The following is a 21,827-nucleotide window of genomic DNA, read 5'->3' on the forward strand; positions in this document are numbered from 1 at the left end:
AAGGAAGCGGCCCGATCCGGCCATCGTCGGATACGGACGACGATCCACGCCCGTCAGCGCCGCAGGCCATCCGTGGAAACGGACGGGCGGTTACCGAGCGCGATGGTAGGAATCCGGTCACCGGCGCGAAGAGGATATTGATTTATGATCGATGGTCAGTGCAAAGTCTTTTCGGGCCAGGCGACGATGTTGTGTCCGTGGGACGACGCAGCTTGGCCGCGACCGGTACCCACGGTGTCCGCAGCCAGCGATGACGGTACGGGATCGGCGGAACACGGAAGGCGTTGTTCCGCTGCGTTCCCGTACCTCGACGGCACCGTGTCTTCACCCTTCCGTCTCCGTTGAACAGCGCATCCACCCGCCGACGGCCATGGCGCGGCCATGACCGTGAGGCGGGACGGCACGTCGTGCAACTCTCCTTTCGGATCGGTAGGGAGACTTCGAGATGCCCGCACGGTTCAGCATTCCCCTCACCGCATGGCCGCCCGGGGCGGTGGCCGTGCGGTGCGACGGACGTCCCCCGGTCACCTACGCCGAACTCGACGCCCGCTGTGCCCGGTTGGGGGACCGGCTACGGGAACGCGGCGTCGGCCCGGAGACCGTCGTCGCCGTCTCCGTGACCGAACGCGCGGACACCCTGGTGGCGTTGCTCGCCATCCTCCGCGTGGGCGGCGTGTACCTGCCGCTGGACACCACGGCACCGGTCGAGCGGCGCCGTCAGGTGCTGGCGGACAGCGGCGCCACGGTGGTGCTGCGCGACGGCCCCCACCCCGGCGCCGAACCCGTCGCGGAGGGGCGGGCCGATCCGCCGGCGGCCGGCACCGACCCCACGGACGCCGACACCGCGTACCTCCTCTACACCTCGGGGACCACGGGGCGGCCCAAGGGCGTGTGCGTCCCCCGAGGGGCCTTGGCGGCGCACCTGCGGGACATGGCCGAGCGGCTGGAACTGGTGGCGGACGACCGTGTCCTGTGGTTCGCCGCCCCGCACGTCGACGTCGCGCTGGAACAGGCGCTGACCCCGCTGATCGTCGGCGCCACCGTGGTGACGCGCGGCCCCGGGCTGCTGTCCTTCGGCGAACTGGCCGACCTCGTCGACCGCCACGCGGTCACCGTCGCCAACCTGCCGGGCGGCTACTGGAACGCGTTCGCCTCGTCCCTCGACGGACAACGGGCCGCGGCCTGCCGGGGCTTGAGACTGATGATCTCGGGCAGTGAACGCATGTCGGCCCGCGCGGTGGCCGACTGGCAGCGGCTCCTGCCGGACGTGCCGTTGCTCAACGCCTACGGTCCCACCGAGGCGGTCATCACCTCGACCCTCTTCCGCCTCCCGGCGGGGGTGACACCACAGGACGAGATCCCCATCGGGACCGCGTGCGGCGGGCGCGGACTGTACGTGCTGGACGAGCGGAAGACACCGGTCCCCGACGGGCGCACCGGCGAGCTCTACATCGGCGGCGCGCCACTGGCCCGGGGATACCTGGCCCGGCCGGAGACGACCGCCGAACGCTTCGTGCCCGACCCGTGGGCGGACTCCCCGGACGCCCTGATGTACCGCACCGGCGACCTGGTCCGGAAGACCGACGACGGGGTCCTGGAATTCGTCGGCCGCGCCGACGACCAGGTGAAGATCAGAGGGTTCCGGGTGGAGCCGGCCGAGGTGCGGCTGGTGATGGAACGCCACCCCGCGGTACGCCACTGCGCCGTCCTGGGGCGGACGACTCCCGACGGCCGCACCACCCTGGTCGCCTACGTGGTGGCCCCCGACGCCACACCGGCCCAACTGGTGTCCCACGCGGGCGAGTTGTTACCTCCGCACATGGTGCCCACCGTCGTGCCGCTGCCCGCCCTGCCACTGACCGCCGACGGCAAACTGGACCGGGCCGCGCTCCCCGAACCCGCCCCGGCCACCCAGGACGCCGCCGGGCACACCCCCGATACCGCGCCGACCGCCACGCAGAAGGCACTGGCCGAGACATGGTGCCGGATGCTGGACGTGCCCCGGGTCGGCAAGGACGACAACTTCTTCGCCCTGGGCGGCGACTCGCTCGCCGCGCTGCAACTGGCCGCCGAACTCATCGCCGAGTACGGACCGGGCCTGCCCGCCGAAGCCGTCTTCTCCGCGGCCACCCTGGCCGAACTGGCCGACGTCCTGGACCAGGTCGCGGGGGAGAGCAGGGCACAGTCCGCCACGCCGCAGCCCCTGCCCGACGGCGCGACCACCGACCGGCCCGAGGACGACGGCCTGTCCGCGGGCCAGCGTTCACTGTGGTTCCTGGAGCGCTGGGCACCCGGCACGGCCACCTACAACGTGCCGTGGGCGTTCCACCTCGACGGACCGGTCGACCACACCCTGCTCGAAGGGGCCCTGCGCACGGTGGTGGCCCGGCACGAGGTGCTGCGCTCCGTCTTCACCGAAGACCTCGGCGCCCCACGGCGCGTGATCCGCCCGGAACTGACGATCGACCTGGACCTGGTGGAGCCGGCCACCACCCCGCCGTCCGGACCGGGCGGTGACCACCAGCACGACGAGGCGGTCACCGCCTGCCTGCGGACCGCCGCCGAGACCCCGTTCGACCTGGAGAACGGCCCCCTGCTGCGAGCGGTACTGGTACGCACCGGCGAGCGCCGGGCGATACTGCTCACCGTCTTCCACCACCTGGTCTGGGACGAACTGTCGCTGGCCGTCTTCGAGCGCGAACTCGCCGAGGCGTACGGCGCCGCCGTGGAGCGGCGCCGACCCCGGCTGCCGCAACTGGCCGCCGGCTACGACGACTTCGTCTCCTGGCAGACACGCAGGGCCGCCTCCCCGACCCACCGGGCCGGACTCGACCACTGGGCCCGACGTCTCGCCGGAGCGCCGACCCTGCTGCGTCTGCCCACCGACCGGCCCCGTCCGGAACACCCCTCGTACGACGGCGCCACCGTCGAGTTCGCGCTGCCCACGCCGGTCGCCTCCCGCGTCCGCGCCCTGGCCCGGCAGGAGGGCGCCACCCCCTTCCTCGTCCTGCTCACCGCCTGCGCGGCGACGCTGCGGCGGTACAGCGGCCAGGAGGACATGGTGCTCGGCACCCCGGTGGCCGGTCGCGGCAAGCCCGAGTTCGAAGAGCTGATCGGGAACTTCGTCAACCTGCTGGCGTTGCGCGTCGACCTGTCCGGGCAACCCACGTTCCGCCAGGCGCTGCGCCGCGTCCGCACCACCGTGCTGGCCGACCTCGGCCACCAGGACGTGCCGTTCGAGGCCGTGGTGGACCGGGTGCTCGGCCACCGCCCGACCTCACACGCGCCCCTGGTCCAGGCCGTCTTCGAGATGCACCGCCACAGCGACGACGGATGGCGGGCCGGACCGCTCACTGCCCGTCGCGCGCTGCTCCCCACCAGGACGGCGAAGTTCGACGTCAGCTGGCAGGTCACCGACGACCAACGCGGCTTCCACGGAGTGGTCGAATACAACACCGGGCTCTTCGACGAAGACACCGTGCGCGACCTGGTCGAGGAGTGGAAGGCCCTGTTACGCGACGCGGTGCACGAGCCGGACACCGCGCCCCGCGCCTGGCGGGAGGCCACGGCGCCACCCGCGTCCGAGCCGGCACCGAGGAGGACCGACATGGATGCCGCACCAGTGGAGGACCGGCCGGGCAGCCCGGCGCCCGCCGCCGACGGCACGCACGGATCCGCCGCCCACCACCACGGCGATACGCCACCGGACGAGCGGACCCTGAACCACCTGCTGCGTTCCCGGCCCGCCGGGGACCCGGAACGTCCGGCCGTGGCCATCGACGGGGCACACCTCAGCCACCCGGAGCTGACCGCGGCGGCCAACCGCCTCGCCCACCGGCTGCGTTCACTCGGGGTCGGCCCCGGGGTCGTGGTGGGCGTGCTGGCCGAACGCTCCCTCGACCTGGTGGTGGCGCTGCTCGCGGTGGTGGCGTCCGGCGGCGCCTACCTCCCGCTCGACCCCGAGTCCCCGGCCGGCCGCCTCGACCACATGGTCACCGAGGTGGCCGCCCCGGTGGTGCTCGCCCAGCGCCGGTTCGTCCCGCTGCTGCCCGCGGGGAAGGCCACCGTGCTCGACCTCGACGACCCGGACCGGTGGGCCGAGGAGTCCGACCAGGACCCGGTGCCGTCGGCCGGACCCGAGGACCCCGCCTACGTGATCTTCACCTCCGGCTCCACCGGGCGGCCCAAGGCGGTCGCCGTCTCCCACCGGGCCATCCACAACCGCCTGGCGTGGATGGACCGCTGGTCCCCGCTGACCGCGGACGACGTGGTGCTGCAGAAGACACCCTTCGGCTTCGACGTGTCGGTGTGGGAGTTCTTCTGGCCGCTGATGACCGGCGCGCGCCTGGTCCTGGCCCGGCCCGGCGGCCACCGCGACCCCGGCTACCTGCGCGATCTGATCAACGCCGAGCGGGTGACCACCGTGCACTTCGTGCCGTCGATGCTCCGGGTCTTCCTCGCCGAGCCGGGTGTCGAGGGGTGCCGGTCGCTGCGCCGTACCGTGTGCAGCGGTGAGGAACTGCCGCCCCGGCTGGTCGACGACTTCCTCCGCCGGATGCCCGGGGAACTGCACAACCTCTACGGCCCGACCGAGGCCGCGGTCGACGTCAGCGCCTGGCGGTGCCGGCCGCTGCCGCCGACCGCCCGCACCACTCCGATCGGCCGCCCCATCAGCGGCGTGCGGCTGCACGTCCTCGGCCCCGACGGCGAACCGGTGCCCCCCGGCACCCCCGGCGAACTCCACATCGGCGGGGTGGCCGTGGCCATCGGCTACCTCAACCAGCCACGGCTCACCGCCGACCGCTTCGAACCCGACCCGTTCGCCGACGACGGAAGCCGGCTCTACCGCACCGGCGACACCGCGCGGCTGCGCGAGGACGGGGAGCTGGAATACCTGGGCCGGCTGGACGACCAGATGAAGATCCGCGGCCAGCGTGTCGAACCCGGCGAGATCGAAACCGTACTCGAAGGGCACCCGGCGGTCTCCACCGCGGTGGCCGTCCTCGTACCCGACGGGGAGGACCACCGGTTGCAGGCATACGTGGTGACGGCGCCCGGCCGCGAGGTCGACGCCGCGGAACTGCGGGCCCGGGCCGCGTCCGTACTGCCCGACCACATGGTTCCCACGCACTTCCGCCGCCTGACCGAGGTGCCGCTCACCGCCAACGGCAAGGCGGACCGCTCCGCGCTGCGGGCCGGGGACGCCGGGGAGCCACTGCCTTCCGGCGCGTCCGTGCCCGGGACGGACGACACGGACGGCGACGAACCGGTGGTGCACGTGCTGAACCGCATCTGGTCGATGGTGCTCGACCAGCCCGGACTCCACCGGGACCAGGACCTGTTCACCTCGGGGGCGCACTCGCTCAACGCCCTGCGGGTACGGGCCAGGATCGCGGTGGCGCTCCACACCGACGTACCGCTGCGCGCCATGTTCGAGTCGCGGACCGTCGCCCAGCTCGCCCGGTCCGTGCGGGCCAGCGCCGACTCCGTCGAGGAAGTGGAGCGACGCGCCTCGGCGGTGGCCTCGCTGCCACCACTCGGCGACGCCGAGTGGGTGCGAGCGGTGACCGAACTCGACAGCGAGGTGAGGTGAGATGAGCGCTTCCTGGCAGCCCATCACCCGGGCCGGTGAGACGACGGCACCGCTCTCCTCGGGTCAGCGGTCCTTGTGGTTCCTCGACCGGTGGGCACCGGGGACGGCCACCTACAACCTGCCGTGGGTCCGACGGCTGCGCGGCCGGCTCGACCCGGCTGCGGTGGAACGGGCCCTGCATGGCGTCGTGGCACGGCACGAGGCGCTGCGCACGGTGTTCTCGGCGGCCCTCGGCGAGCCGAGACAGGTCGTCCGCCCCGAGGTGGTCGTACCGTTCACCACGCACGACCTCACCGCCGACCCGGACCCCGAGTCCCACGCGGCGCGGTTGCTGCACGACGTGGTGCGCCGGCCGTTCGACCTGGAGCGGGGGCCGCTGCTGCGCGGCTGCCTGCTCAGGACGGGTCCGGACCGGTGGATCCTGGCGGTCGTCGTCCACCACATCGTCTGGGACGAGTTGTCCACGTCCGTCTTCGAACGGGAGTTGTCCGAGTTCTACGCCGCGGCCGAGCACGACCGTCCGCCGGCCCTGGAACCGCTGCCGGTGCAGTTCGCCGACTACGCCCGCTGGCAGCGGGAACGGATGACCGGCGCCGCCTTCGAGCGTCAACTGACGTACTGGCGGGACCGGTTGGACGGCGCTCCCGCGTCGCTCGCGCTGCCCACCGACCGCCGCCGTCCCGCGACCCAGACCTTCCACGGCTCCACGGCCACCGTGCCGCTCCCCGAGGGCCTGCTGGACCGCGCCCGCGACCTGGCCCGACGCGAGGGCGCCACCGGCTTCATGGTGCTGCTGGCCGCCTTCGCCGCCCTGGTGCACCGCCACACCGGCCAGGACGACCTGGTGATCGGCACCCCGGTGGCCGGCCGCGACCGGCTCGAACTGGAGGGCCTGCTCGGGTACTTCGTCAACATGCTGGCGCTGCGGATCGACACGGGGACGCAGCCGGCCTTCAGGCACCTGCTGGAGCGGGTCCGCGACGGTGTGCTGGAGGACTTCGACCACCAGGACGTGCCGTTCGACGCCGTGGTGGACCGGGTGCTCCCCGACCGGTCGGGCGGCCGTTCCCCGCTGGTGCAGGTGGTCTTCGGCTACCACGACGGCCGGGGCGCGGAATCGCTGCGGCTCGCCGACGCGGTCGCGAGCCCGATGCCGATCGACACCGGCACCGCCAAGTTCGACCTGATCTGGTCGGTCTGCGACGAGGACGCCGGGGCGCGGGTGGAAGTGGAGTACAACACCGACCTCTTCGACGAGGCGACGGTGGTGCGCATGGCGCGGCGCTGGATGCGGCTGCTGGAGGGGGTGCTGGCCGACCCCGGGGTCGGTATCGGCGTCGTCGACCTGCTCACCGACGAGGACCACGCGGTGGTCCAGCCGGTCGCCGCGCCCCGGGTCCCGGCGGGCCCCCGGCTGCACGAGGCGTTCGAGCGGGTGGCGGCCGAACACCCCGGCCGCACCGCGGTCACCCACGGCGACGAACACCTCACCTATACCGAGCTGAACGCCCGCGCCAACCGGCTGGCCCGGTACCTCCGGTCGCGCGGCGTCGAGCGGGGAGACCGGGTCGGCCTCTGCCTGGAACGCGGCCCGGCCCAGGTCGAAGCGGTCCTCGCGGTGCTCAAGGCCGGAGCCGCCTACGTGCCCGTCAACCCCGCCGACCCGGCCGAACGGCAGGAGGTGGTCTTCGGCGACGCACGGGTCCGGCTGGTGCTGCGCGACGAGGACGTGGCCGGCGCGGTGGCGTCGGGATCGTGGTCGCCGGAGAACCTGTCACTCGCCGGCTCCGCCGACGACTCCGCCTACGTCATCTTCACCTCCGGCTCCACCGGCCGCCCCAAGGGCGTGGAGGTCGCGCACCGCAACGTCACCGCCCTCTTCGACGCGGTGGCCGGGCGGTTCGCCTTCGGCGCCGACGACGTGTGGACCGCGTTCCACTCGTACGCCTTCGACTTCTCCGTGTGGGAGACGTGGGGCGCCCTGCTCCACGGAGGGCGGCTGGTCGTGGTTCCCCTGCCGGTCGCCCGGGCCCCCGAGCGCTTCGCCGAACTGCTGGTACGGGAACGGGTCACCGTCCTCAGCCAGACCCCGTCCGCGCTGGCCCAGCTGACCTCCGCGTCGGCCGGACTCCCCGTTCCGCTGGAGGACCTGCGCTGGGTGGTGCTGGGCGGCGAGGCGTTGCAGCCGCACCACGTCGCCGCCTGGTTCGAGCGGGCCAAGGCACCGGCGGCCCGGTTGTGCAACATGTACGGGATCACCGAGACCACCATTCATGTGACGGCACATCAGATCGAGTCGGCGCACGCGTTCCAGCACAGCGTAATCGGCCGCGCGCTGCCACACCTGTCCGTCGCGGTGCTCGACCCGCACGGCGCACCGGTGCCCATCGGTGTGGTGGGCGAGATGGTGGTCGGCGGCGCGGGCGTGGCCAAGGGCTACGTCGGCAACCCGGAGCTGACCGCCCAGCGGTTCGCCCCCGGACCGGTGCCCGGCGACACCACACCGTGGTACCGCACCGGCGACCTGGCCCGATGGCGTCCGGACGGCACCTTGGAGTACCACGGCCGCGGCGACGACCAGGTCAAGATCCGGGGCTTCCGCATCGAACCGGGCGAGATCCGCCACGCGCTCCTGGCACACCCGCGGATCCAGGACTGCGTGGTGGTCGCGCACCAGGACCCGGACACCCCGCCCCACCTGGTCGCCTACGTGGTCGGCGAGGCCGGCCCCGCCGAGGTCCGCACCTTCCTCGGCGCACGCCTCCCCGCCCATCTGGTGCCCTCCGTCATCATGCCGCTGGACCGGCTGCCGCTGACCTCCAACGGCAAGGTCGACCGGCGCGCGCTGCCCCGGCCCCGGGCCGACGTCGGACGCGGCACCCGCCACACCCCGCCCGAAAGCGACGCGGAACGGCTGATCGCCGAGGCCTGGCAGGAGGTCCTCGGGGTCGACGACATCGGCCGGGAGGACAACTTCTTCTCCCTCGGCGGCGACTCCATCCGCAGCGTCCAAGTGGCCGGAACACTCCGCGAACGCGGCTACGAGCTGGACCTGGAGGCGTTCTTCACCACCCCCGTACTGGCCGAACTGGCACCCCAGCTGCGACGTGCCGAGGGGCCCGCCGACACCGTCGGCCAGGCACCGTTCGCACTGGTCCCGCCGGCCGACCGCGCCTTCCTGCCCCCCGGGCTGGACGACGCCTACCCCATGACCGCCATGCAACTCGCCATGGTCTACCACATGGAGGCCGACCCGGGACGCCGCCCCTACCAGAACGTCAACAGCTACCGGATGTCCGGCGACTTCGACGAGAAGGCGTTCGCCGCCGCCCTCACCGAGGTCGTACACCGCCACCCGGTGCTGCGCACCAGCTTCGACCTGGTCTCCTTCAGCGAACCGATGCAACTGGTGCACCGGGACGTGTCGGTGCCCCTGGTCGTCGAAGACCTGCGCGGGGTGGGCGAGTCCGCACAGCTGGCCCGCGTCACCGACCTGGCGCTGCGCGAATGGGCCGTCGCCTTCGACCTGGCCACCGCACCGCTGCTGCGCGTCCTCGTCCAACGCCTGGCCGAGGACGTCTACCAGCTCACCCTGGTCGAACACCACGCCATCCTGGACGGCTGGAGCTTCACCTCGGTCTTCGCCGAACTCCTGGAACGGCACGCCGCACTGCGCGACGACCCGGACAGCCCTCCGCCGCCGCCACCCGCCTCCCTCTTCCGCGACTACGTGGCCCTGGAGGCGCGGGCCAAGGCATCAGCGACGTCGCGGGAGTTCTGGAAACGCCGGATGACCGGGGTCCGCCCGACCCGGCTGGGCACCGGGCGGCACACGGCGGGACGCGGCGCCGACACCGGCGTGCTGGAACGCACCCTGCCGGCCGCGCTCGCCGCCCGCGTGCCGTCGTTCGCCGCCGCCAACGGGGTCGGCGCCAAGAGCGTCGCACTGGCCGCGCACGTGGCGGCGATCTCCCGGCTGGCCGGCACCCACGAGGTGGTCACCGGGCTGACCGTCAACGGCAGGCTGGAGGACGGTGCGGGCACCGAGGCCCGTGGTGTCTTCCTCAACACCGTCCCGCTGCGCGTACCGCTCGACGGACACACCTGGACCTCGCTGGTGCGTGCGGTGCACCAGCAGGAGAGCGAGATCACGCCGCACCGCAGGACACCGTACAGCGAGATCGCCAGGCACCTGGCCGATCCCACCCTGGACTGCAGCTTCACCTTCAACCGGTTCCACGCACTGGGCCGCCTCGCGGAGGGGCGGACCCGCATCGTGGACCCGCGGCTCGGCGTGGAGCCGACGGTGCGCCGGGAACCCAACCACTTCGCGCTGAACGTGGCGTTCGTCCAGGACCCGGCGTCCGACCGGTCGATGCTGATCGTGGACAGCGCGGACACCGCCGTCACCACCGGACAACTCCACGGCTACGTCGCCGACTTCTTCGCGGCCATCCAGCACATGACCGAAGCACCGGACGGCTTCGTCACCACGTGGCGGGGCGGGGAGGGGACCCGATGAGCGAGCGGCAACCGCCGGCCACCTACACCGTGGTGGTCAACGACGCCGGCCAGTACTCGGTGTGGCCCGTCCACCGGGCGGTGCCCGGCGGCTGGCGTGAGGTCGGCGTCCGCGGTGACCGGGACAGCTGCCTCGACCATGTCGAGAAGGTATGGGCCGGCCCGCGTCCCGCCTGACACCCGCCCCGCCGCACCCACAACCCGAGGAGTCAGTCATGTCCCGCCAGAAAGGCACCGGACCCGGTGCGTTCAGCCCCGAGGGCGACCCCGTCGAGCTGTACTCGATCCTGCGTGCCGGACGGACCCCACGCGTGGTGGACGGCGCGCTGCCACGCCACGCCTCGGTGCTGGAGCTCGGGGCCGGGACCGGGCGCCTCACCCACCCGCTGATCGCCCTGGGCCACCAGGTGGTCGCGGTCGACCACAGCGCCGAGATGCTGGCCAGGATCGAGGGGGCCGAAACTGTCCACGCCGAGATCCCGGACCTGCGGCTCGACCGCACCTTCGACGCCGTGGTGCTCGGCTCCTGCCTGGTCAACCTCACCGACGCCGAGGTGCGCTACGAGATGATGGCCACCGCCCGCCGCCACGTCCGCCCCGGCGGCAGCGTCCTGATCGAACGCGCACTGCCCGAGTGGTTCACCGGCGTCGGCGAACCCCGGGTCTGGGACGACATCACCGCCACCTTGCTGAAGGTGGACCAGCTCACCCCCGACCTGCTGCGCGCGGTGATGGAGTACCGCTGGCAGGACCGGCGTTGGACCCACCTCCAGATCGTCCAGTTCCTCGACGAGGGCACCCTCGACACCTACCTGGAGGCGGTCGGGCTGCGCCGCAAGGAGTGGCTCACCGAGGACACCTCCTGGCTCGCCGCCTCCCCCGTCGACTGACGGCCGGCCCGGCACGGCCGGTCGACGATCCGCCCGCCGCTCCCCCCGGAATCCGGCCTGGACCCGTCCCACGTAAGCGAGGCGTCTTCGTGCACACTTCCCGAACGATCCCCCGGACCGAGGGAGACTGGTTCTGGCTGCCGGACCACCGCCCGCACGCCGCCGTCCGGCTGCTCTGCTTCCCGCACGCGGGCGGTGACGCCACCGCCTTCACCACGCTCGGCCGGCTGCTGCCCGAGGAGATCGAGGTGTGGGGGGTGCGGATGCCCGGGCGGGGCGGCCGGGCCCGCGACCCCTACCCGGAGAGCTTCGAGGACCTGGTCCAGGCGGTCGCCGACGCCGCGCTGCCCCACCTCGACCGGCCCTACGCCGTCCTCGGCCAGAGCGTCGGCGCCCTGGTCGGCTACGAGGCGGCCCGCAAGCTCAGCGCCCAACTCAACCCCACCGCCTGCTTCGTCATCGGGTTCGCGCCCCCGCACACCTGGCGCGAACCGCCCGGTTCCGGCGGCGAGGACGACGCCCGCGAACTGGCCGACTTCATGCTCCGCAACGACGAACGCGCCGGCGCGGTCGTCACCCACCCAGCACTGGGCGAGATGGCGCAACGCGCGCTCCTGGCCGACATGGGCCTGGCCCGCACCTACCGGGACGCCGGCACCGGCCCACTGGACTGCCCCGTCCAGCCCGTCCTCGGAGCCGACGACGAGGCGGTGACCGCTGGCGAGATGGCGGAGTGGAAACGATGCTTCACCGGCAGCCGGCCGCTGGAGGTGGTGGAGGCCGGACACCTGGTGCTCCAGTCCGGCGAGGCCGCCGTACGGCAGGTGGGCGCCGTCGTCCAGGACGTGCTGCTGCCGTCCCTGTACCAGTGAGCCACCGCCGACGGCGGCAGACTTGAGGAGCAGCATGAACACCGTAACCGGCGTGACCACGTTCCCCGACCTGACCGACCCCGCGTTCTGGGCACGCGACGACAGCCACGCGGTCCTTCGTGAGCTGCGCCGCCGATCGCCGTTGTGGCGACTGGAGTCGGAGGCGGAAGGGCCGCTGTGGTGTGTGCTGTCGCACGCGCTGGCCAACGAGGTGCTGGGCGACGCGGCCCGGTTCAGCTCGGAACGCGGCTCACTGCTGGGCACCGGCCGGGACCGGGCGCCGGCCGGCGCGGGCAAGATGATGGCGCTCACCGACCCGCCACGCCACCGGGACCTGCGCGGCCTCGTCCTGCCGTTCTTCTCCAAGCGCAAGGCGGCCGAACTCGGCGCACGCGTCGCCGACCTGACCCGCCAGGTGGTACGCGACGCGCTGGGGACCGCGCGCACCGACTTCGTCCGGGACATCAGCACGACGGTCCCGCTGACCGTCATGTGCGACCTGCTCGGCGTCCCGGACGAGGACCGCGACCACGTGGTGGCCATGTGCGACCGCGCGTTCCTCGGCGACACCCCCGAGGAACGCTCAGAGGCACACCAGCAACTGCTGCCCTACCTGTTCGCCCTCGGTCTGCGCCGCCGGACCGACCCCCGCGACGACATCATCAGCCAACTGGTCACCCACGAGGTGGACGGCCGGCGTCTCCCGCTGGACGAGGCCCTGCTCAACTGCGACAACATCCTGGTCGGAGGGGTGCAGACGGTACGCCACACCTCGACCATGGCGATGCTCGCGCTGACCCGCCACCCGCACGCCTGGCAGGCCATGCGCGCGGACGGCTACGACCCGGAAACCGGCGTCGAGGAACTGCTGCGCTGGACCTCGGTCGGCCTGCACGTACTGCGCACCGCCCGGCACGACACCGAACTCGCCGGACATCACATCCGGGCCGGGGACCGCGTGGTCGTCTGGACCCCGGCCGCCAACCGGGACGAAGCCGAGTTCCACCACCCCGACGACCTCCTCCTCGACCGCACCCCCAACCGTCACCTGGCCTTCGGCTGGGGCCCCCACTACTGCATCGGCGCCCCCCTGGCCCGCGTGGAACTCGCCTCGCTCTTCGCCGCGTTGACCGAAGCCGCCGAACACGTCGAAGTCCTGGAACCCCCGGTACCCAACCGGTCCATCATCAACTTCGGCCTCGACGCCCTCGTCGTCCGGCTCCACCCCCGAGGGGCGGCCGGCTGAGAGTCCGGGGACCCACGTCACTCTTCCGCGGGCCGAGGCGTCGGAGGTGGGTCCGGCGACGCCGACCGGACAGGGCAGGTCACGGCCGTCCGAGCGCAGCGGCCACGAAGGAGGCGACCATCGGCCGGTGGTCCTGCTCGTTCCAGGCGAGTACGAGGCGGCTGGGCGGGGCGTCGGCCACCGGGATGCCGACCAGGCCGGGTGGGAGGGGTTCGACCAGGGAGCGGGGGAGGACGCCGATCATCCGGCTCACGGTGATCATCTGGAGCAGTTGGACGACGTCGGCGACCTCCGGGCCGGTGCCGTCGCCGCCGGGGACGCCTTTCCAGCGCGGCAGTGTCTCGCCCTCCAGGTCGCGGATGCGTACCGAGGTGTGTCCGGCCAGCCGGTGCCCGGAGGGGACGATGACGACGCGGTCCTCGGTGCGCAGCGTCTCGTGGGCCAGGCCGTCGAGGTCGTCGAAGGGCACGTAGAGCAGTCCGACGTCGGCCCGGCCGTCGCGCAGGAAGTCGGTGCGGTCGGCGGGGCCGCTGAAGAGGATGTCCACCCGGCGGGCGTCGGGCTGGTGGGCGTATTCGGCCAGGATCCCGGAGAGCAGGCCCGCGTCGCCGCCGGGCTTGAGGACGAGCCGCAGGTGGGCCTGGGTGTCGCCGGCGTGCCGGGCGTGCCGGATAGCGGCGCCGACCGCGTTGAGCGCGTGCCGGCCGTGTTCCTGGAGCGCCTTCCCGGCCGGGGTGAGTGCGACGTGCCGGCTGTTGCGGACGAACAGCGGGACGCCGATCCGGCTCTCGATCCGCCGGATCGCCTTCGACAGCGCCGGCTGGGCGATCGAGAGCCGTGCGGCGGCCCGGCCGAAGTGCAGCTCGTCGGCGAGCACGATGAAGTACTCCAGCTCACGGGTCTCCAGTTCAGCCATGCCTACAGGTTATCGCTCACTGTCTGACAGGTCTTGGACACCAGCGGCCGGAGCCGTCAAGAATTGCCGCATGATCACCCACACGATGATCGTCTCCTTCGATCAGCCACTGCCCGACGCCGAGCTGGATCAGTACCTGGCGGATATCGAACGAGCGATGCTCGACACCGGCTTCACCGACTCCGTCACCACCCGGCGCCACCTCCCCGTCCCCGGCGAGGACGCCATCCCCGCGCTGATCGCGACCGCGATCGTGCAGGTCACCGTCGCCGACATCGAGGCGCTCGGGAAGGCGTTCGCCGCACCCGGCATCCACGAAGTCATCGACCACTGGCAGTCACGCCACCCCTACAAGGTCGCCTGGGCCAACCACGAGGTGATGGCGTGAGCGGCGTGTCCCGCAAGGCCGGACTGGTCACCGGCGCCGGCAGCGGGATCGGCCGTGCCACGGCGCTGGAACTCGCCCGCGGCGGCGCCGCGGTCGCCGTGTGCGACATCGACGCGGACACGGCGGCCGAGACCACCGAGCTGATCAGGAAGGACGGCGGCGACGCACTGGCCGTCACCGTCGACATCGCCGACGAGGACGCCGTGCGGGCGGCCGTCGAGGCCACCGTCACCGCGTTCGGCGGCCTCGACTTCGCCGTGAACAACGCCGGCCTGGCCTCCCACCACCGCCGGCTCGACGAGATGACCCTGGCCGAGTTCGAGCGTGTGGTCCAGGTCAACCTGGCCGGGACCTTCCTGTGCATGAGGTACGAACTGCCCGCGCTGCGGCGGCGCGGCGGCGGCGCGATCGTCAACATCGCCTCCAACGGCGGCCTGTACGCGATCCCCACCGCCCCCGCCTACGTGGCCGCCAAGCACGGCATCGTCGGCCTCACCAAGGTCGCCGCGGTCGACTACGCCCCGGCCGGCATCCGCGTCAACGCCGTCTGCCCCGGCCCCACCCTTACCCCCGGGTTCGAGAAGGCGGTCGGCACCGACATGATCGCCATGCAGGAATCGATCACGCCCCTCGGCCGGCTGGCCACGCCCGAGGAAGCCGCCGCTGCGGCGGTCTGGCTCTGCTCGGACGCCTCCTCCTACGTCACCGGCATCGCCCTGTCGGTCGACGGCGGACGGCGGGCCTGAGGGCCCCGGCCGGCTCGCTCCACGATCGACCAGGCCGTCCCCGGCACGGGTCGGCGGACAGGTGACGGCGGCCCTCCACACCCGGGGGCCGCCGCCCCGGCCGTCGTTCGTCCAGCCCGAAGACCCGGCCGCGTCGATGACCGGCGCCCACCCCGGCAACCGCCAACCACCAGCGCCCGCAGGGCCCATGGCCGCCGTACCGGACGAGAACACCCGCAACGGAGTCGGATCATTGAGCACACCAGCGTTCGCCCGAGGCACCTCGGCGCGGACCGGCACAGCACTCGCCGTCGGCATGGCGGTGATGACACTGGAAGGCTTCGACCTCGTCGCCTTCGGCGCGACCACACCACTGCTGCTCCATTACCACCCCTGGCACCTCACCGTCGCCCTCGTCGGCCTGCTCGGCAGCCTCACCCCCGTCGGCATGCTCGTCGGATCCCTGCTGGTCGGCCAGTTCACCGACCGGCTCGGCCGGCGCCGGACGACCCTGGCCAGTATCGCGGTCGTCAGCGCCGGGATGTTCGCCTGCGCCATGGCACCCCTGCCGTCGCTGTTCGGTGCCGGCCGGTTCGTCGTCGGGCTCGGCGTCGGCGCGATCTATCCGGCGATGGCCCCGCTGATCTTCGAACTCGCCCCTGACAGACGCAAGAACCTCTACTCGGGGATCGTGCAGTGCGGAACCGCCATCGGCGGCTCGTTCGCGGCGCTGGCCGCCAACACCTTGCTGAGCGGGCACGGTTTCCAGCTGGAGTACGTGGTCGGCGGCGTCGCCGGTCTGCTCCTGCTGCCCGCGGCCTACGCCTGGCTGCCCGAATCCACCGAATACCACCAGGCGATGAAGACCTCCGCCCCGGCTCCCGGCAGCGGCGGGGTACGCCTGGTGCTGAAGCCGCCGTACCTGCGCACCACACTGCTGTTCTGCGCCATGGCGGCCCTGTCGTTCCTGCTCATCTTCGCGATGAACACCTGGCTGCCGCAGCTGATGCAGGCGGCCGACCATCCGCTGCGGTCCTCGCAGACCTTCCTGATGCTGCTGAACCTCGGTGCCACCGTCGGCGGGCTCGCCATGGCGTTGCTGGCGGACCGCGCCGGGTCGAAGGGGCCGGTCACGGTCAGTTTCGTCCTCGGAGCCGTGGCGATCGTCGCCATGAGCGCCAAGCTGCCGTCGGCGGTGCTCTACGCCGTCGTGATCATCGGTGGCTGCGGCGCGGTCGGCGTCCAGGGGCTGATCAACGTCTACATCTCCCGCAGCTACCCGGTGACCGCCAGGGCCGGCGCCGTTGGCGTCGCGCTCGGCGTGGGGCGTATCGGCGCGATCGCCGGCCCCACGCTCGGCGGCTGGATCCTCGCGGCCGGCCTGGCTCCCCGGTGGAACTTCGTGCTCTTCGCGGTACCCGCCGTCCTCGGCGCGCTCCTCGCCCTGGCCGTCGGCGGACGAACGCCCCAGGACCAGGGCGGCGGTACCCCCGCCCCCGCGCCGCGCGCCAAGGAGGCGACGGCCGGACGGACCCTGTGAACGAAGACACCGCCGATGCGGTGGCCTCGATCGAGAGCGCCGAACTCCCACGCGAGGTGACGGCGCAGACCGCCCATCCGAACGCCGGACGGGCGCCGCGCGTCACGGGGTGAGCACCGACCGTCCGCGCAGACCGCCCTCGGCAAGGTGTCCGCGACGCGCCGCGGGGCCGACCGGCCGAGTGCCGTGGTCCGGCCCGGCCGCCGGTCAGCGCGGCGGCCGGCCCGTACTGCCACGGGGGATGAGACGTGCGTGCTCCTGACGGACGTCGGCCACCCGCTCGCCCGCGATGTGGGCGAGCAACACCCGGGCGGCGCGGGCCCCGTAGGCGTGGATGTCCCGGGTCATCGCGGACAGGGGCGGCCGGACCACCTGGGTGAGCGGAGAGTCGTCCCAGGCCACCAACGACACGTCTGCGGGGATGTCCATGCCCAGCTCCTGCGCCACCGACAGGGCCGCCACCGCCATGATGTCGTTGTCGAAGACCAGCGCTGTCGGCCGCTCCGGCGCGATGAGCAGCCCCCGGGCCGCGCTGGCGCCGGCCTCACCGGTGTAGTCGGTGTGCACGACGACCGGCTCCGGCAGACCGGCCTCCCGGCACGCCTCGCGCAGGGCCGCGTCCCGCACCGCGGTGTGGGCCAGGTGCGGCAGCCCGGCGACCCGGGCGATACGCCGGTGCCCGAGGACGTTCAGGTACTGCACGATCTCCCGGACACCGGCGGCGTCGTCGGACCACACGGTCGGCAGTGCCCCGGACACCCCGGGCGGGCCGACGACCACGGCGGGCAGGCCGAGTTCGGCGACCGCCGCCACCCGGGGATCGGTGATGTGCAGGTCCACCAGGAACACCCCGTCCACCCGGCCCTCGCCCCACCACCGCCGGTAGATCTCGATCTCGGTCCCCGCGCCGTCCGCGATCTGGAGGGTCAGCGCGTAGGAACGGTCGGCCAGCGCCGCCTCGATACCACTGATCAGCTCCATGAAGAACGGCTCGACACCCAGGGTTCGCGCGGGCCGGCACAACGTCAGCCCCACCGCTTGCGCCCGGGCGCCGGTGAGCGCCCGGGCGGCGCTGTTGGGCCGCCAGCCGAGTTCGGCGGCGATCGCCTTGATCGACGCGCGGGTCGCGGCGGACACCCCGGGCCGGTCGTTGAGGGCGTACGAGACGGCGACCTTCGACACCCCCGCTCGCTCGGCGATGTCCGCGATCGTCGGTCGTCTCACGCGCCACCTCGCCCTCAACCGGTCGGTCGTGCAGGGGGTGACCCTACTCTCCTCGCCTCACCGACGCCGGTCCCCTCGCGTTCCCGCGCCGGACGGCCGAACCCACCTCGCCAGGACGGCCGTGCCGTCATCGCGTCAACAACCGCGCGCCCGGCCCGACTTCTCACCGCACCCCCAACTCTCCCGGGCCCCGCCGCGGCGGCCCGGGCCCGCGTACGCCCCTCGGTGTCCGGCCTTGCGCGACCGGACACCGCGAGCTGGTGTCGACGTGGGGGGCGTCCAAGGGGTGAGCCGGCTGTCGCGGCTGCGGGATTCCGGCGTGTGGGGGTACGGGAGGCGCGCGGCGGCGGAGCACGCGCCTGAGCTTTCCGGCCACGGCAGGCACGGATACGGCCAACCCGCGGCAACCCGCCCACCCCGGTGGCGGGTTCGGGCTACACCGGAACGCGACAGACGCTGACCTGGGGGTGGGGCGGGTGCTGACGGTCGACTTGGCGGTATTCCTGGCGGTCATCGTCATCGTGCGGCTACGCCGCCGCACCCAGGCCCGTACCCGCTTCGACGAGAAGCTGACCGTCGCCATCGTCCTCGCCCTCGGGGTACTGATCGCCCCCACCGCCCTCGGGCACAGCATCGCCAACGTCCTCGGCCAGCTCGCCCACGGCGTCGCCCAGGCACGCCCTTGAGCCGGTGATCCCGGCGGCGGGCCGGGCGGGCGTACCCCGTGGCGCCAACACCGCCGTCCCCTCCCTGGCTCAGGGGACCAGGACGGCCCTGCCGAACACCTGCCCCGCGTCCATCGCGCGGTGGGCCGACGCTGCCTGGTCCAGCGGCAGCGTCCCGTGCACGACCGTGCGCAGGCGCCCGTGTGCGGCGTCGGCGAACTGGGACGCGCGCACGGCCTGCCTGCCGGGGCCGGGCACGGTGTCGGCGCTGAAGGTGGCGAACGACAGCGAGCTGCGGAAGGCGTCCATCAGCCGCATGCCGAAGTCCGCCGGTGGCTGACCGCCGACCACACCGACCGCCATGTAGCGCCCGTTGGGGTTCAATCTGCCCAGGAACGAGGGGAGTTGGGGTCCGCTCACGACATCGAGCACCACGTCGAAGCCCGCCGGTGCGTCCGGGCCCCCCGCGCCCGAGCGGTCGAGCACATGCGTCGCCCCCAGGTCCCGCAGACGTGCGCCACGCTCCGCCGATGAGGTGGTGACCGCCACAGCGCCCGCGCCGCCTGCGGCCGCGAGTTGGACCGCCGTGATCCCGATGCTGCCCGCCGCACCCCGCACCAGCACCGACTCACCGGGTGTGAAACGCGCCCGCTCCAGTGCGAAGTGGGCGACCACACCGGAGCCGCCGAGGGTCACCGCGGCGGCGCCGGTCAGGCCGTCGGGCAGCGGAAGGACATCCCCGACCCCGGCGACGGCCTGCTCGGCGTACCCTCCGGACAGCCCGGTGAACGCCCACACCCGCCGCCCCACCCACGAGGCGTCGACGCCCTCTCCCACCGCGGTGACACGTCCCGCGACCTCACTGCCGAGGAGATGACCCTCCTGGAAGCCGTGCGCGGCGAGCGTTCCCCGGCGGATCACGGCGTCCACGCCGCCCACCCCGATCGCCTCCGTGGTGATCCTCACCTGCCCCGGGGCGGGCACCGGCACCGCCACGTCGACGACCTCCAGGCCGTCGGGGTCTCCGAACGCCCTGATGACGACGGCTTTCATCTCTGCTCCTCGGATCGGTGAAGGGACGGGGTACCGCAGCCGCGACCGTGGGCGCCGAGCCGGCCCCCGCAGCCGGGACGCCGGACGGGGCGGCGGCACCGCCTTCGGACCGTAACGGACGCCCCCTTCCGCTTGAGTAAAGTGAGAGACGATGACCGGCCGCTTGCCTCACCCCGCGCGCTCCGACGCCCGCGACAACCGTGCCCGCATCCTGGACGCCGCCCGCGCGGTCTTCGGGGAGAAGGGACTGGACGTGCCGATGCGAGAAGTCGCCCGGCACGCGAACGTGGGCCCCGCCACGCTGTACCGGCACTTCCCGACCAAGCGGGACCTGATCGCGGAGACCTTCGCCGAGCAGCGGCGGGCCTGCCACGCCATCGTCCGCGACGCCCTCGCGGACCCGGATCCGTGGCACGGGTTCCGGAGCCTGGTCGAGCGGATCTGCGAACTCCACGCGCACAGCCGGGGGTTCGCCGACGCCTTCATGACGGCCTTCCCCGAGGCCATGGACTTCGCCGCCGACCGGGAGCGGACCTTGCGCGCGGTCACCGTTCTGGCCCGCCGTGCCCGCGACACCGGCCGGCTCCGCCCCGGCTTCGTCGTCGACGACCTGGTCCTCATGCTCATGGCCCACCGTGGCGTCGGCGACACGCCGCGAGCCGACCGTCTCACGGCCTCCCGCCGTTTCGCCGCCTACATGATCGAGGCGTTCCGCGCCGCACCGGAGACGGAAACCCCCGCACCGCTGCCGTCGGCCCCACGCCTGCGTTCCGCGCCGACACGCGAAGCACCGTGACGGGAAAAGGGGTCAACGAGACCGAGCAGAAGCATGGTCCGGATCGACGGGCTCAGGTGCATGACGGCGGTGAGCGCCCCGGCCAGCGCGGCGAAGAGCGAGAACGTTGGCGCCTGCCCGGCGCTGTCCAGCAGCAACCCGGCGAGCGGCGGACCGACGGGCCCGGCCGCCAGCATCGCGGTGCTGACGACCCGCCCTTGCAGTCCGGGCGGCGTGACGTCGATCTGCGCCGCGAAAAGTGTGGCGTTCGCCGGCGTGGTGATGAAGAACATCACGGCCAGCAACGCGCCGACTCCATAGGTGTTGCGCACCTGCCCGAGCAGCGCCAACGCCACACCGTCTGCCGCGCGCCGCGTCGTCCTTGGCCACCAGCCCCCCGCGTCGTGTCCCTCCCGCACCCCCTCGGTGCGAGGACGGTGCAGCATAACGCGGGGGCGAGGCGGGGGAAGCCTGACAGTTCCCGGAGGCTGATTGTTCCGGGCCGCCCAGGGTCGGAAGTAGGCCCTGAACTACCGGGCGTCGGGCCCGAGTTAGCGGGACACGGCGGCCGGTTCCTCGGGTCGGCGAAGCCGTCGAGGTGCCGGGCGCTGACGGCATCCGCCTGGTCGGTCGGGGCCGCCGCGTCCCAGCCCGTCAGTACGGGAAGTCACGGCGCGACTGGTACTGCTTGCCCCCGAGCAGTCGCACCACGATGTCCGACGGGTTGGTGAGCGCTCTCAATTGGGCGCGCATGTCTTCCTGCGGGACGCAGAAGGTGTGGGTGTAGGTGACGAGGAGGGCGGACCTCAGTGCTGTGGTGCGGTTGGGGCGGGAGGTGTGCCACCAGGCGCCGTCGGCGAAGATCGCGCTGCCGCGGGGGCCGGTGAGGATCTCGCCGTCGTCGCACCAGGAGTCGCCCATGTCGGGCAGGCGGTCGGCCCGGTGGGAACCGGGGATGCCGGCGGTGGCGCCGTTGTCTTCGGTGAAGTCGTCGAGGAACCAGATGCATTGGCCGGCGAGGGGGATGGCCGGCCATGGGGGTGTGAGGGTCCAGTAGGGGTGGTCGGCGTGCCAGTACTGCTCGACCGAGCCGGGCCACAGCGCGTTCGCGCTGAACGTCGAGCAGATCAGGTCCTCGCTCAGGTAGCGCCGCCAGACCGCGAGGACGAGCGGGTGCACCAGGGCTTCGGAGAACACCGGGTCCTTGACCAGGAGGTGCAGGACGCGCTGGTGACCGCTGGAGTGCAGATTGCGTCCCTTCTCCGCGTGCAGCAGGCGTTCCAGGGCCGTCCGCATGCGGTCGACGGTCGGTGCGGGCAGCAGGTTCTCGACGACCACGTAGCCGCGCTCGCCGATGGTGCGCACCGTCGAGTCGACCAGGTCGAGTTCTGTCGTCGTCATGGCGTTTCTCCGGACGGG

Annotated in this window: 16 protein-coding genes; 11 read left to right on the plus strand and 5 right to left on the minus strand. The window is 72.8% G+C overall.

Annotation, left to right across the window (positions count from 1 at the left end; translation table 11 throughout):
* Window positions 1-445: 445 nt before the first annotated feature.
* The 6 genes from SCATT_RS34760 to SCATT_RS34785 all read left to right on the plus strand — a co-directional run bounded on the left by SCATT_RS34760 (window position 446) and on the right by SCATT_RS34785 (window position 13,122).
* Window positions 446-5,593 (plus strand): non-ribosomal peptide synthetase, encoded by a 5,148-nt coding sequence (locus tag SCATT_RS34760; protein WP_014150635.1) that lies wholly within the window; start codon window positions 446-448, stop codon window positions 5,591-5,593.
* A gap of 1 nt (window position 5,594) precedes the next feature.
* Complete coding sequence (locus SCATT_RS34765; RefSeq protein ID WP_014150634.1) at window positions 5,595-10,115, plus strand: non-ribosomal peptide synthetase; 4,521 nt, start codon at window positions 5,595-5,597, stop codon at window positions 10,113-10,115.
* A complete protein-coding gene (locus SCATT_RS34770) occupies window positions 10,112-10,291 on the plus strand; it encodes an MbtH family protein (RefSeq protein WP_014150633.1) in 180 nt (59 codons plus the stop codon). The genes SCATT_RS34765 and SCATT_RS34770 overlap by 4 nt, the downstream gene beginning before the upstream one ends.
* A 38-nt stretch (window positions 10,292-10,329) precedes the next feature.
* Entirely contained in the window at window positions 10,330-11,004 is a 675-nt protein-coding gene (locus tag SCATT_RS34775; protein ID WP_014150632.1) for a class I SAM-dependent methyltransferase, read from the plus strand.
* Window positions 11,005-11,093: 89 nt separating this feature from the next.
* A complete protein-coding gene (locus SCATT_RS35765) occupies window positions 11,094-11,876 on the plus strand; it encodes a thioesterase II family protein (protein ID WP_014150631.1) in 783 nt (260 codons plus the stop codon).
* 34 nt (window positions 11,877-11,910) lie between these two features.
* Entirely contained in the window at window positions 11,911-13,122 is a 1,212-nt protein-coding gene (locus SCATT_RS34785; RefSeq protein WP_014150630.1) for a cytochrome P450, read from the plus strand.
* Window positions 13,123-13,201: 79 nt separating this feature from the next.
* On the opposite strand, the gene SCATT_RS34790 is transcribed toward SCATT_RS34785, so the two are convergent.
* Window positions 13,202-14,038 (minus strand): LysR family transcriptional regulator, encoded by an 837-nt coding sequence (locus SCATT_RS34790; protein WP_014150629.1) that lies wholly within the window; start codon window positions 14,036-14,038, stop codon window positions 13,202-13,204.
* Window positions 14,039-14,108: 70 nt separating this feature from the next.
* Here SCATT_RS34790 and SCATT_RS34795 point away from each other — a divergent pair, with 70 nt between their 5' ends.
* From SCATT_RS34795 to SCATT_RS34805, 3 genes are all read left to right on the plus strand, one after another.
* Complete coding sequence (locus SCATT_RS34795) at window positions 14,109-14,426, plus strand: hypothetical protein (RefSeq protein ID WP_014150628.1); 318 nt, start codon at window positions 14,109-14,111, stop codon at window positions 14,424-14,426.
* The gene (locus SCATT_RS34800) at window positions 14,423-15,172 is read left to right on the plus strand and encodes an SDR family NAD(P)-dependent oxidoreductase (RefSeq protein ID WP_014150627.1); all 750 of its coding nucleotides are present in this window, start codon (window positions 14,423-14,425) and stop codon (window positions 15,170-15,172) included. The genes SCATT_RS34795 and SCATT_RS34800 overlap by 4 nt, the downstream gene beginning before the upstream one ends.
* A 232-nt stretch (window positions 15,173-15,404) precedes the next feature.
* Window positions 15,405-16,691 carry an MFS transporter gene (locus tag SCATT_RS34805; protein WP_050990265.1) on the plus strand — a complete coding sequence of 429 codons (1,287 nt, stop codon included), beginning with the start codon at window positions 15,405-15,407 and terminating at the stop codon, window positions 16,689-16,691.
* A gap of 207 nt (window positions 16,692-16,898) precedes the next feature.
* Here SCATT_RS34805 and SCATT_RS34810 read toward each other — a convergent pair whose 3' ends face one another.
* Entirely contained in the window at window positions 16,899-17,915 is a 1,017-nt protein-coding gene (locus SCATT_RS34810) for a LacI family DNA-binding transcriptional regulator (RefSeq protein WP_014150625.1), read from the minus strand.
* A gap of 476 nt (window positions 17,916-18,391) precedes the next feature.
* On the opposite strand from SCATT_RS34810, the gene SCATT_RS34815 reads away from it, so the two are divergent.
* Window positions 18,392-18,601 (plus strand): hypothetical protein, encoded by a 210-nt coding sequence (locus SCATT_RS34815; RefSeq protein ID WP_014150624.1) that lies wholly within the window; start codon window positions 18,392-18,394, stop codon window positions 18,599-18,601.
* 69 nt (window positions 18,602-18,670) lie between these two features.
* Here the strand turns inward: SCATT_RS34815 and SCATT_RS34820 are convergent, their stop codons facing one another.
* Window positions 18,671-19,633, minus strand: a complete 963-nt coding sequence (locus SCATT_RS34820; RefSeq protein WP_014150623.1) for a zinc-binding dehydrogenase — start codon at window positions 19,631-19,633, stop codon at window positions 18,671-18,673.
* Window positions 19,634-19,784: 151 nt separating this feature from the next.
* Between SCATT_RS34820 and SCATT_RS34825 the strand changes: the two genes are divergently transcribed.
* A complete protein-coding gene (locus tag SCATT_RS34825) occupies window positions 19,785-20,429 on the plus strand; it encodes a TetR/AcrR family transcriptional regulator (protein ID WP_014150622.1) in 645 nt (214 codons plus the stop codon).
* Here the strand turns inward: SCATT_RS34825 and SCATT_RS38780 are convergent.
* Window positions 20,327-20,764: an MFS transporter gene (locus tag SCATT_RS38780; RefSeq protein WP_014150621.1), complete on the minus strand. Its 438-nt coding sequence runs from the start codon at window positions 20,762-20,764 to the stop codon at window positions 20,327-20,329. The genes SCATT_RS34825 and SCATT_RS38780 overlap by 103 nt on opposite strands.
* Window positions 20,765-21,062: 298 nt before the next feature.
* Window positions 21,063-21,809, minus strand: coding sequence for a phytanoyl-CoA dioxygenase family protein (locus SCATT_RS34835; RefSeq protein WP_014150620.1), 747 nt, complete (start codon window positions 21,807-21,809; stop codon window positions 21,063-21,065).
* Window positions 21,810-21,827 lie beyond the last annotated feature (18 nt).

The sequence above is a fragment of the Streptantibioticus cattleyicolor NRRL 8057 = DSM 46488 genome (assembly GCF_000240165.1).
GTDB classification, from domain to species: domain Bacteria; phylum Actinomycetota; class Actinomycetes; order Streptomycetales; family Streptomycetaceae; genus Streptantibioticus; species Streptantibioticus cattleyicolor.

Coding starts and splice junctions, on each gene's coding strand:
- SCATT_RS34760 (WP_014150635.1), top strand. CDS start 446: ATGCCCGCACGGTTCAGCATTCCCCTCACCGCATGGCCGCCCGGGGCG.
- SCATT_RS34765 (WP_014150634.1), top strand. CDS start 5,595: ATGAGCGCTTCCTGGCAGCCCATCACCCGGGCCGGTGAGACGACGGCA.
- SCATT_RS34770 (WP_014150633.1), top strand. CDS start 10,112: ATGAGCGAGCGGCAACCGCCGGCCACCTACACCGTGGTGGTCAACGAC.
- SCATT_RS34775 (WP_014150632.1), top strand. CDS start 10,330: ATGTCCCGCCAGAAAGGCACCGGACCCGGTGCGTTCAGCCCCGAGGGC.
- SCATT_RS34785 (WP_014150630.1), top strand. CDS start 11,911: ATGAACACCGTAACCGGCGTGACCACGTTCCCCGACCTGACCGACCCC.
- SCATT_RS34790 (WP_014150629.1), bottom strand. CDS start 14,038: ATGGCTGAACTGGAGACCCGTGAGCTGGAGTACTTCATCGTGCTCGCC.
- SCATT_RS34795 (WP_014150628.1), top strand. CDS start 14,109: ATGATCACCCACACGATGATCGTCTCCTTCGATCAGCCACTGCCCGAC.
- SCATT_RS34820 (WP_014150623.1), bottom strand. CDS start 19,633: ATGAAAGCCGTCGTCATCAGGGCGTTCGGAGACCCCGACGGCCTGGAG.
- SCATT_RS34825 (WP_014150622.1), top strand. CDS start 19,785: ATGACCGGCCGCTTGCCTCACCCCGCGCGCTCCGACGCCCGCGACAAC.
- SCATT_RS34835 (WP_014150620.1), bottom strand. CDS start 21,809: ATGACGACGACAGAACTCGACCTGGTCGACTCGACGGTGCGCACCATC.